Origin of the sequence: Candidatus Sodalis sp. SoCistrobi, from assembly GCF_900143145.1 — a bacterium.
In the GTDB taxonomy this organism is placed as follows: domain Bacteria; phylum Pseudomonadota; class Gammaproteobacteria; order Enterobacterales; family Enterobacteriaceae; genus SoCistrobi.
Map to the genome: position 1 here is coordinate 1 of NZ_FRDB01000089.1, position 11,105 is coordinate 11,105.

Annotated in this window: 8 protein-coding genes; 4 read left to right on the forward strand and 4 right to left on the reverse strand. The window is 55.7% G+C overall.

The features are described from left to right. Nucleotides 1–274: 274 nt before the first annotated feature. The 3 genes from CINSTRO3249_RS07810 (at nt 275) to CINSTRO3249_RS07825 (ending at nt 5,713) form a co-directional block, all read left to right on the forward strand. A complete protein-coding gene (locus CINSTRO3249_RS07810; RefSeq protein ID WP_074012858.1) occupies nt 275–1,972 on the forward strand; it encodes an FAD-dependent monooxygenase in 1,698 nt (565 codons plus the stop codon). A gap of 514 nt (nt 1,973–2,486) precedes the next feature. Further along, the gene (locus CINSTRO3249_RS07820; protein ID WP_254304318.1) at nt 2,487–4,250 is read left to right on the forward strand and encodes a glycoside hydrolase family 3 N-terminal domain-containing protein; all 1,764 of its coding nucleotides are present in this window, start codon (nt 2,487–2,489) and stop codon (nt 4,248–4,250) included. 161 nt (nt 4,251–4,411) lie between these two features. Next, nucleotides 4,412–5,713, forward strand: coding sequence for a glycoside hydrolase family 10-like protein (locus tag CINSTRO3249_RS07825; protein ID WP_074012861.1), 1,302 nt, complete (start codon nt 4,412–4,414; stop codon nt 5,711–5,713). A 46-nt stretch (nt 5,714–5,759) separates the two neighbouring features. Here CINSTRO3249_RS07825 and CINSTRO3249_RS07830 read toward each other — a convergent pair whose 3' ends face one another. Genes CINSTRO3249_RS07830 through CINSTRO3249_RS07845 form a run of 4 tightly spaced genes read right to left on the reverse strand, consistent with a single transcriptional unit; the run spans nt 5,760 to nt 9,153 of the window. Next, nucleotides 5,760–6,599 carry a metal ABC transporter permease gene (locus CINSTRO3249_RS07830; protein ID WP_074012862.1) on the reverse strand — a complete coding sequence of 280 codons (840 nt, stop codon included), beginning with the start codon at nt 6,597–6,599 and terminating at the stop codon, nt 5,760–5,762. Nucleotides 6,600–6,601: 2 nt separating this feature from the next. After that, nucleotides 6,602–7,456, reverse strand: coding sequence for a metal ABC transporter permease (locus tag CINSTRO3249_RS07835; RefSeq protein ID WP_074012863.1), 855 nt, complete (start codon nt 7,454–7,456; stop codon nt 6,602–6,604). Nucleotides 7,457–7,463: 7 nt separating this feature from the next. Further along, complete coding sequence (locus tag CINSTRO3249_RS07840) at nt 7,464–8,273, reverse strand: manganese/iron ABC transporter ATP-binding protein (RefSeq protein ID WP_074012864.1); 810 nt, start codon at nt 8,271–8,273, stop codon at nt 7,464–7,466. After that, entirely contained in the window at nt 8,266–9,153 is an 888-nt protein-coding gene (locus CINSTRO3249_RS07845; protein WP_254304319.1) for a metal ABC transporter substrate-binding protein, read from the reverse strand. Before CINSTRO3249_RS07845 ends, CINSTRO3249_RS07840 begins: the two co-directional genes overlap by 8 nt. Before the next feature lie 689 nt (nt 9,154–9,842). On the opposite strand from CINSTRO3249_RS07845, the gene CINSTRO3249_RS16225 reads away from it, so the two are divergent. Then, the gene (locus CINSTRO3249_RS16225) at nt 9,843–11,000 is read left to right on the forward strand and encodes a lytic polysaccharide monooxygenase (protein ID WP_084790153.1); all 1,158 of its coding nucleotides are present in this window, start codon (nt 9,843–9,845) and stop codon (nt 10,998–11,000) included. Nucleotides 11,001–11,105 lie beyond the last annotated feature (105 nt).

Here is an 11,105-nt window from a genome sequence, read left to right on the forward strand (position 1 = left end):
GTCATATGCTGTTTAACCCGCGTCTGATATCGGCGGGTAAGGCGAGAGTCAATCCCGCCAACAGATAGGTTGAAATCATTCTGCAAAGTAATAACAGGTATCACGATAAATGTGTAGATACCTATGCTGTTTAGGCTATACCTATAGCTATATAAATAATGAGTCGGATAAAGTTGGCGATAATTATTAACTGACATGAACGCGTATCCGGCACAGCGGCAAACACACCCACCGGCTGCCAGCCTGTAGCGACTGACGCCAAAGGAGCGAGATAATGCCACACCATGATTGCGACGTAATAATCGTAGGCGCGGGGCCAACGGGGTTTATGACCGCATTTCTGCTTCAACGGCGCGGTATTTCATTCCGTATCATCGACAAGGCCTTGGCACCCAGTCGAGAATCCCGCGCCGCCGTCATGTCGGCTCGTTCGCTGGAGCTATTTGCATCATTGGGTCTGAGTGAGGCGTTATTGGCCAAGGGCATCATAACGCAGCAAATTGATTTCCACATTGCTGGCCGGCGCGCGGGAGGGCTGAATTACGATCTGTGCGCCATTGACGATAGCCCTTTTCCTTTTATTCTTATGATCCCGCAATCGGAAACGGAACAGACGTTACTGGACGCCCTCGCCAGCGGCGGCGGGCAGGTTGAGCGCGGAGTCGAGTTGGTGGGGCTGGTATCCGACGCTGAAGGCGTCGATGTTGAAATACGCCAGGGCGGCGAGACATCTCGCTTACGCGCAGCCTATGTGGTGGGCGCGGACGGCGGTCACAGCACGGTGCGCCACCTCCATGACCTGTCGTTTGACGGCGCGCCGTATGCGCAAAACTTTCTGTTGGGAGATGTTCGGGTCAAGTGGGAAAATGGCCATGATCACTTTCGTATCTTCATGCATGGTGAGCGCATTGGACTTTTTCTCCCGCTGGCGGGCAGCGGTCTATCACGCGTGATGACGACCGACATCGGTGCCGATAATGGCGCCGCGAGCAGCGCTGCTGCCGGCAGCGACCAGCGCGGCGGGACGAGGGAAGCGGGGGACGCCGCTGCGGCGCCCCTTGAGCTGGATGAGCTGCAGCGCGCCTTTTCCTCCGTGGCGCAGGTGCCCGTGACACTTGACGATGCACAATGGCTGACGAAATTTCGCACCCACCATCGCTGCGTGGACAGGTATCGCGTCGGGCGCACTTTCCTGGCGGGAGACGCCGCCCACATCCATTCCCCGGCGGGGGGGCAAGGAATGAACACCGGGTTGCAAGATGCCGCCAATCTGGCCTGGAAACTGGCGGCTGTGTTACAGCACGGCGCACCGGAAAGTTTGCTGGCGACTTATGAAAGCGAACGGTTGCCCGTGGCGCGTGAGACTATCGCCTTTACCGACAAACTCTTCAGCCTGGCCGCTGGGCAGAGCGGCTGGCGCGCCCGCCTGAGGGATGCACTGGCGCCGGTCGTTGTCGGCCCGGCGTCGCACCTTGCGTTTGTTCAGGGGAAAGCGTTTCGCCGCTTCGGTCAGTTGGACATCCGCTACGGCGAAAACCCCTTTATCGCCCCGTCAGGACCTGCCAATGCCCCCGCCAGACCCGGGATGCGGGCGCCCAATGCTCAGCTCAGCCGACATCAAGATCTGTTTGATTGGCTGACTGGATTTACCTTCCAGGTGCTGTTTTTGTCCCGTAAACGATTATCGCCGCCGCAGGCGGCCGCACTGTTAGAGACCCTGGACGGACTGACAGGGGAATTCGTTAACGCCACGCTGGTGGCCCGACTGACGGTCGGTGGGCATCCGGGTGTGGTAACGGTGACACGTAAGGATGTGTTCGATCATTACGGCTTGGCCAACGACGCGGCGCAGGCTCTGCTGCTGATCCGCCCGGATGGCGTCATCGCCTGGCGCGGCGATAACAATGATTTTTCGCCGCTTGCCGCCTTCCTGAGGCGATTTTGGTCTGTAGCTGCGCACTCCCAGCGCTAGGCGGCGATAGCGCTTCCACGCGTCTACGGCGCGTGTCATGGTCTTATGGTGAGGGCGCAATTGTGTCTCGCCGCGGTGGCATAGCCTGTCGCCGCGGTGGCATAGCGAGTCGCCGCAGTGGCATAGCCTGTCGCCGTAATGGCATCAGCATGCGCAACCGCCTGTATCTGTATTACCTCGTTCAACGTGGTCATGGTACCGCAGTCAACAGTCTGTTCCGCCGGCGACAGAAAAACCCCTCGTTGTGACAAAACCTGCAGCACGGCGGTCATAAAGCGTCATGTTATTGGGAAACGATAATAAAGAAGGAAGTAATCTATTTCCCTGTGCAGTTATATTTCTATCAATCGTTTATTAGCTGTTTAATATATTTATAACCTTATGTTGTCTAAAGCCATACACTGGCACAATGATCTTGCGCTGGTGTCTTTTTAAATGACATGATTCGCCAGATTATCGCGCAGTGCAACCAACGAGGAGCGCATAAATGGACATAAGACAGCTAATCGACGCAATGAGCTTAGAAGAAAAAATTGGTCAGAAAATCATGCTTGATTTCCGTTACTGGGACGCTAACGGCAATAATAAACGGGATATGGTGGCACCCGATGACACCATTGCAAAGATAATTGGCGATAATCATATCGGCGGCGTGATCCTGTTTGCCAACAATTTACAGAATAAAGCACAAATACAGGCATTGACGAGCTGGTATGCGGGATTAAAGGTCAGCGGTAATATTCGACTATTTATTGGTACAGATAATGAGGGTGGAAACTTATTTCGCCTTCCCCGTGGTGAATATGTTGCCTTCCCCGGCAATATGGCGCTGGCGGCGGCGTGCGAAGGCGGCGCTGACAGCGACCTTGCCCGTGAACAGGCGCAACAATTGGCCAGCGATATGCTAACTTTGGCGATCAATGTCAACTTTGCACCGGTCGTTGACGTCAATACCAATCCGTTCAACCCGGTGATCAATGTGCGCAGTTTCAGCGATGACGTCGCGACGGTTATCACGCTGGCGGAGAAAACGCTCGCGGGGATGCATCAGCAACACATGATAAGCGTCTATAAGCATTTTCCTGGCCATGGCGCCACCGCCACCGATTCACATACCGCTTTGCCCCGGGTTGACCGCAACCGTCAGGACGCGTTTGCCATTGATATTGCCCCTTACCAGCACGCCATTGCTCAGCAAACGCCGCCAGAGATGATTATGACGGCCCATATTCAATACCCGGCGTTGGACGATACGCGGGTACGCAACCGCCACGGTGTGGATATTATCGTCCCCGCCACGATGTCGCGGCAAATACAGACCGACATACTGCGCCGCCAGTTGGGCTTTACCGGCGTGACATTGTCGGATGCGTTGGACATGGGCGCCATTACTGACCATTTCAGCCAGGATGAGGCGCTCCAACGGGTCTTTACCGCCGGCGTCGATATCGCCCTGATGCCGATAAGTATTGCCTCGCCAGCCCAGGCGCCACACCTTGCGCAGATGATCGCGCTGATAGCGCAGAAGGTCAAACAAGGGCTTATCGATGAAGCGGATATTGATGCTTCCGTTGCGCGCATTCTGGCGCTGAAGCAGCGTTATCACCTGCTGGGCACCGCGCGCGACACGGTGCCGCAACCCGTGGCCGAAGGACAGGCGCTGGAAAAGCGCATTACCGATCGGGCGATTACCGTCGTTATCAATCAGGGCGCGACGTTGCCCTTAACGGACAAAACTCAGCGCTATTTTGTGCTGACGCCATGGGGGGAGCAGGCGCAGGGCATTGCGGCGGTAATGGCGCAGGAGGGGTATCATTCGGTGGAGGCGGCGAAAGAATCGGATTTGACGGACGCAGAGGTCAAAGCGAAAATCGCCCACAGCGACGTTTTTATGCTCGGCATGCTGTCAACCGCCTTTTCGCCTGTGGAGAGCGCGACGCTGCCTTACAAACCACAACCTGATGAAACCAGCGATCGCTACCTTGCCTGGCTGCGCTACGCGGCGGCGCAAGGGAAAACGCGTATTCATTTATCCCTGCGCGCGCCTTACGACATCGTCAATTATGCCGCGGATGTTGACGCCGCTGTCGCCGCCTATTCCTATTATGGCTATAACAACGGCGTTTGGGGCAGCCATGCCATGATCTCGCTGGCCGAGGTGTTAACGGGTCAACGTTCGCCGCGGGGGAAACTGCCGGTTAACACCTGGCATCATTATGATGAGAAGACCAATACCGGTACTGTCGCTTACCCCCGCGGGTTTGGGCTCAGTTGGTAACCCAGAGCGATGTACGCCAGAGGCGGTGCCGGCTGGTTTCACGGTTTGGGCTGGCGCGTGCGGAGGTCTGGCGCCAGCGCTAAGCGCAGGCGGTATGCGCGGCGCCCGGCCTGTGCTGCGGTGTATTCAGGTATTTCAGGCATTATTGCGGGGAGATAACAGTGCGGCGTAACAAAGGAAAGGGTTTTTGGCTGGTGTTCTTCGTTTGGCTGGCGGGGCTTGCCGGCTGTGAGCAAAAACGCGTGGCGGAGCTCCCGCCGCCGCCACCCCGTCAAACCCAGGCGCCCGAGATGCGCGGCGTTTGGTTGAGCACCGTTTACGGACTCGACTGGCCCGCACCTTCGACGCTTGAGGCAGTAAGCGACGCGCAACGGATCCAACAGCAGCAAAGCGCGCTGGTCGCCAAGCTGGACAATATGGTAAGGATTGGCATTAACACGGTGTTTTTTCAGGTCAAGCCCGACGGTAGTGCCCTTTATCGCTCCGCCCTGTTACCGTGGTCGGAGGTTCTTACGGGGACGGTCGGTCGCGATCCGGGTTACGATCCGCTGGCGTTTATGCTGGCCGAGGCCCACAAAAGAGGCATAAAAGTCCACGCCTGGCTCAACCCCTATCGGGTCACGCTGAACACCAGACCCGAGACCGCCGCTGCGCTGAGGGCCACGCTGAGAGCATCACCGGCCAGCGTTTATGCGCTACATCCCGACTGGATCCGCATTGCCAGCGGCCGTTACGTCCTTGATCCCGGCGTGCCCGATGTGCGCCAATGGATCGTCAGCGTGGTGACCGAACTGGTCAGAAATTACCCGATCGATGGCATCCAGTTCGACGATTATTTCTATTATGAAACCCCGGATTCCCGGCTGGATGACGATGCCACTTACCGCCTGTACGGCCAGGGGTTTTCTGACAAAGCCGACTGGCGGCGCAACAATACCTTACTGATGGTCCAGCAAGTGTCCCAGGCAATAAAATCCCTTAACGCGCAGGTTGCTTTTGGCATCAGCCCCGCCGGCGTTTGGCGCAACGCGGCGGATGATCCCCGCGGCTCGGCTACCCAGGGCGGGGGGCCTGCGTATGATACCGCTTACGCCGACACCCGGCTGTGGGTAGAAAGGGGTTTGCTGGACTATATTGCCCCGCAGCTGTACTGGCCGGTGGGGCGCCAGATCGTGCGCTATGATGTACTAGCCAAATGGTGGTCGGAGGTGGTTCGCCACACCCACACCCGGCTCTATATTGGCATAGCGCTGTATAAAATAGGCAGTCCGACCAAAGCGGAACCGGATTGGGGCGTGGCGGAGGGGGTCGCGGAGTTAAGGAGGCAGTTGGATATTAACGAGGCGCTACCTGAGATTAACGGCACCATTCTGTTCAGTGAGTCCTATCTCAGCCAGCCACAGACCGCCGCGGCGGTAAACTATCTGCAGCGCCGCTGGGCACCATTGCACGATGGCGGCTAAAACGGGCATGCCCCGCCGTTGGCGGCAGGGGCATTTACGGTGGGGGTTATGCCGTACAACGCAGACGGTAGTTACGCAACTCGTTGATGGAAAAGACCGCGGCAAACATCAGGGTGAAGAACAATACGATCGTCGCCCCCGGCGAGCTGTCCAGGAAGAAAGACACGTACACGCCCAAAAAGCCGCCGGTAATGGCAATGGCGACGGAAGCCAGCATCATTGACCAGAATTTTCGGGTAATGAGGAAGGCTATCGCCCCGGGGGCAATTAATAATGAGACCGACAAAATGATCCCCACCGCTTTCAGCGCCGCCACGATCGTCAGCGCCAGGAAGCACAGCAGACCGTAATGTAACAGTCGCACACTGAGTCCGGAGGCTTTGGCCTGGACCGCGTCAAAGGTTTGCAATACCAGATCTTTCCATTTAACGGCGATAAACAGCACCGTAGCGGCGGAGATGAGCGCCGCCTCGATAAGATCATCCGCACCAATCCCCAGCATATCGCCAAATAAAATATGCTGTAGATGCAGCGTGGATTGCACTTTGACATACATCACCAGCCCCATGCCAAACATGCCGGAAAATACGATACCCATCAGCGTATCATGTTTGATTCGGCTGTTGTTTTTCAAAAAACCGGTGGTCATGGCGCACACCAGACCCGCCACGAAAGCACCGACCGCCAGCGGCAGGCCCACCATATAGGCGACGATGACGCCCGGAAATACCGCATGGCTCATGGCGTCGCCCATCAGCGCCCACCCCTTCAAGACCATCAGGCACGACAGCAGCGAGGCGGGAACGGCAATCAGCAGCACAATCATGAACGCATTATTCATGAAAACAAAGTGGAAGGGCATCAGCAAAGTATCTGTCAGGCTCATCCTTATTTCCTTAACTCGATGCGGGCACGTTTACGGGAAGCCAATAAACCGTGCCGCGGCGCCAGAACGAATGCCAGCAAAAAGAGGAGGGTTTGCAGCGAAACGATCAACCCGCCCGTGGCGCCGTCCAGATAGTAACTGCTATAAGCGCCGACGAAGCTGGTGAGCGCCCCCATCGGCACCGACACCATCAGCAAGCGCGGGAACCGATCGGTCAGCAACCAGGCGGTGGCGCCGGGGGTGACTATCATGCAAATGACCAGAAAGGCGCCGACCGTTTGCAGCGCGGCAACCGTAGAGGCGGCCAGCAGGGTGAAGAACAAGCATTTCAGCCTTACCGGATTGACGCCGATGGAACGGGCGTGATTCTCATCAAAGAACACCACCATCAGGTCTTTCCACTTAAGCAGCAAAATGGCCAGCGAGACGACGCCAATCAGCGCCAATTGCACGATATCAGATGGCGCAATGACCAGCAGGTTGCCCAGCATGATCGTCTCGATATTCATGGCGGCAGGCCGCAGCGACAGCATAAACAGCCCGAAAGCAAAGAAGGACGAGAAGGTCAGACCGATAATCACATCTTCTTTCAACTTGGTACGCTGATTGATAAACAGCATGGCGGAAGCGGCCAGACCGCCGGCGAGAAACGCGCCGGCCGATAACGGCATGCCTAACATCCTGGCGCCGGCGACGCCGGGGACAATGGAATGCGACAACGCATCCCCCATCAGGGACCATCCTTTAAGCATCAGATAACAGGAAAGAAAGGCGCAAACGCCGCCGACCAATGCGGAAACCCACATGGCATTGCGCATATAATCGTAGGTGAAAGGCTCAAGTAAAACGTCAAGCATACATTCCTCAGCGGGCTTCCGGCGTCAATAGATTATCGTCCCAGGCAAGCTGATGCAGCGCGCCATCAAAGGCACGCTCGATATTGCTTCGGGTAAAGATTTCCCGGGTCGGTCCACAAGCCATCACCGTCCCTTTCACCAATACGGTCATGTCGCAAAACGTCGGCACCGAACCGAGATTATGGGTGGAGACCAGGATGGTCCGGCCTTCATCGCGCAGACTGCGCAGCAGGGTGACGATCTGTTTTTCCGTTTTCAGATCGACACCCGTAAAAGGTTCATCCAACAGAATCAGTTGGCCATCCTGGGCAATGGCCCGCGCCAAAAAAACCCGTTTACGCTGACCGCCGGAGAGCTCGCCAATCTGACGTTTTCGCAGCCCGCTCATGCCAACACGTTCCAAAGCGCATGCCACGGCATCCCTGTCTGCCTGACGCGCGATACGCATCATTCCCATATGGCCGTAGCGGCCCATCATGACCACATCCTCCGCCAGCACAGGAAAGTTCCAGTCCACTTCTTCCGACTGAGGAACGTAGGAGACAAGATGCCGTTTCAACGCCTTGGCCGGCGGGTGGCCCATGACGCTGATTTCGCCGCTGGCCAGGGTAATAAACCCCATGATTGATTTAAAGAGCGTAGATTTGCCGGAACCATTTACGCCGACCAGACCCGCAATCACCCCACGCGGTATAGCAAATGTCGCCTGTTTTAACGCCAGATGGCCGTTGCGGTAAATCACCGTCGCCCGGCTGACATCAAGTGCTGTTGCGCCCCCCGGCGCAACAGTGAGGGTGGATCCGCCGTGCTCAATCATGCTTAACCCCGGCGGTCATGCCTTCCGCCACGGTATCCGCCGTGACGCGCAGCAAATCAAGATAGGTTGGCGTCGGCCCGGTGGGCTCGCTTAAGGAATCCACATACAAAACGCCGCCATCATGGGCGCCGGTCTCACGTGCGACTTCACGCGCCGGTTTATCGGAAACGGTGCTCTCGCTGAATACGGCCGGAATACGGTATTTTTTGACGGTGTCCACGACTTTGCGGATTTGCTGTGGTGTACCTTCCTGATCGGAGTTAACCGGCCAGAGATAGAGTTCTTTAAGGCCAAAGTCCCGGGCAAGATAGGAAAATGCGCCCTCACTGGTCACCAGCCAACGTTGAGACGCGGGGATTTGCGCCAATTTTTCTTTTACAGGAGCGATTTCAGCGGTAATTTTCTGTTTGTAAACTTCCGCATTTTCCTTATAGGTTTGGCTGTGCGCGGGATCGTATTTCACCAGCGCATCACGGATATTGTTGACATAAATGATGGCATTATCCGGGGACATCCAGGCGTGCGGATTCGGTAATCCACTGTAGGGGCCCTCGACGATACCGATGGGGATCACCCCTTGCGAAACGACGATGTCAGGCACATCATGTAACTGCTGATAAAATTTCTCGAACCAGCGTTCCAAATCCAGTCCATTCGACAACAACAATTGCGCTCCCTGTGTGCGCTGGATATCCCCCGGTGTCGGTTGGTATTCATGAATTTCCGCCCCGGGCTTGGTGATAGATTGGATGTCGGCCGCATCACCGGCGACGTTTCTCGCCATATCCGCAATCACGGTAAAAGTGGTGACGACCTTGAATTTATCGGCTGCGGCTACCGATACCGAGGACAGCAGCAGCGATAACGTCACGGCGGACATAAAATATTTTGCTTTGTTTTTCATAGACTAGACATTCCCTAAAAGGCCATACAGCGAGACAACGTGCAAACAGCCGGTAGCATAAGCGGGGAATGTTTTTAAGTAAACACTAATGATAACCATTCTCATTATTATTTATTATTCGTTGTTGTTTCGTTTAACATGACGCGTTGCGCGTCATGTTCCTTTGCTTTTGCCAAGAGAACGCAAATGGTGCAACGGTAAATAGAGAACGGTAAACGGCTGACGGCGATCGGCGATACGGCATGCACAAGGGGGAACGGGATGGAGGCGCAGGGGGTCAGCCCGGCAGGAACCAAGGGCCATTATTCTGCCAACGCCAAGGCCAAGGCCAACGCCAGCGTTAACCAACGCTCGCGCCAATCAACGCCATCGACATGCCGATGTCATTTTCCGCACGCGCTTAAGACGACATAGGGCAATGGAATTATCCAGGGCAAGAGGCATATTGCGCGCGATTGTTTATTAACTCACGGCACAAACGCATCCGATGGTGTTCATTGTCAATAATGAAATAGATTGTCATTGCTTTATATAATGACGATTTACTCTCCTTCATAAACGACGGGAAAATAGATCCCTCTAAGAGCCTGCGGCAACGGGAAAAGTTATTTCACCTACCCGGTCGTATCTATTAACATCATTAACGCCAAGGAGGCGGACTTTAAATGTCAAACACTATCAGCGTGAGTAAATATGCTGCACAGCCGGCGCTGCGCCATGGGCATGTGCCTACACCTGCCTCGCGCGCCTATATTGCCTGGCAACAGGGCAAACTCGACACCGGACAATTAAACCAGCGCGAAGCCGGTAAATTCTTTCCCGCTCTCACCTCAGGTCTTGCCGATCCTGTCGCGCCGACGGACATCAATAATATGCTACCGCCGCCGGACGGTAAAATTGCCAGCGCTAACCAGGGCAATGGCGAATTCCTGGATGAGCCGGGCACCCATTGGGAGAAACATAAAGTCGCTGCCGGTGAGCTGTTAAAGTTTTCCTGGACTTACAGCGCAGTACATTTGACCCGGCGCTGGAATTATTTCATTACCCGCCAGGACTGGGACCCCAGCGCGCCATTAAGCCGTGCCCAATTTGACGCGCAGCCGTTTTTTAAAGTTGAGCTTACCGAGCAGCCTTTCTGGAGCAACGGTGCGGCGCTGACTCCGCCTGACCCGACGGTACATGATGTCATGTTGCCGCAGCGTTCAGGCTATCACGTCATTTTGGCCGTATGGGAAGTGGCGAATACGGGTAATGCCTTTTACCAAGTGATCGATGTGGACTTTATTGGCGGTGATGATAACGGCGAAGTCACGCCGGTACCGCCTAATGGTCTGCGCGCCACCGAAATTACCAGCAATGCCATAACGTTGGCATGGAATACCACGGCGACGGCCGTAGGGGGGTATCGATTGTACCGCGACGGTAGCCTTATTTATGCGGCTACCCAACCGGGTTTTATCGACACCGGTTTGACAGAAAATACGCGCTATCGTTACAGCGTAAGCGCGGTCAATGCACAGGGTGTTGAATCCGCCCAGAGTCAGGCTTTGGAAATAAGCACGACTGACCAAACCTTGCCCGACGCCCCGCCAGCGGCCCCGAAAAACTTGCATAGCATGGGGGTAGGCGCCGACAGCGTGAGCCTGATGTGGGGAGCATCGGCGGATGCCAGCCGCATGGGAAATTACATTGTTTATCGTGATGGGGTGGCTCTGATAACCCTGCCGGTTTCGCAGTTAAGTTATAAGGATACCGGACTCGCGGCCGGCACGACGTATCGCTATTACATCATCGCCCGGGATGAATCACCCCGGATAAATTAGAGTCTATACTTTAAAAGTGGAGGTCTCTATGACAACGACCAAACGTTACTCTCCGGAAGTCCGTGAACGGGCAGTTAATCTAGTGCTGGAAACTCAGCATGAGCA

What these genes read in the sequence shown, in the direction of transcription:
- CINSTRO3249_RS07830 (WP_074012862.1), bottom strand. Translation starts at nt 6,599, where the DNA reads ATGAGCCTGACAGATACTTTGCTGATGCCCTTCCACTTTGTTTTCATG.
- CINSTRO3249_RS16225 (WP_084790153.1), top strand. Translation starts at nt 9,843, where the DNA reads ATGTCAAACACTATCAGCGTGAGTAAATATGCTGCACAGCCGGCGCTG.
- CINSTRO3249_RS07840 (WP_074012864.1), bottom strand. Translation starts at nt 8,273, where the DNA reads ATGATTGAGCACGGCGGATCCACCCTCACTGTTGCGCCGGGGGGCGCA.
- CINSTRO3249_RS07810 (WP_074012858.1), top strand. Translation starts at nt 275, where the DNA reads ATGCCACACCATGATTGCGACGTAATAATCGTAGGCGCGGGGCCAACG.
- CINSTRO3249_RS07835 (WP_074012863.1), bottom strand. Translation starts at nt 7,456, where the DNA reads ATGCTTGACGTTTTACTTGAGCCTTTCACCTACGATTATATGCGCAAT.
- CINSTRO3249_RS07845 (WP_254304319.1), bottom strand. Translation starts at nt 9,153, where the DNA reads ATGTCCGCCGTGACGTTATCGCTGCTGCTGTCCTCGGTATCGGTAGCC.
- CINSTRO3249_RS07820 (WP_254304318.1), top strand. Translation starts at nt 2,487, where the DNA reads ATGAGCTTAGAAGAAAAAATTGGTCAGAAAATCATGCTTGATTTCCGT.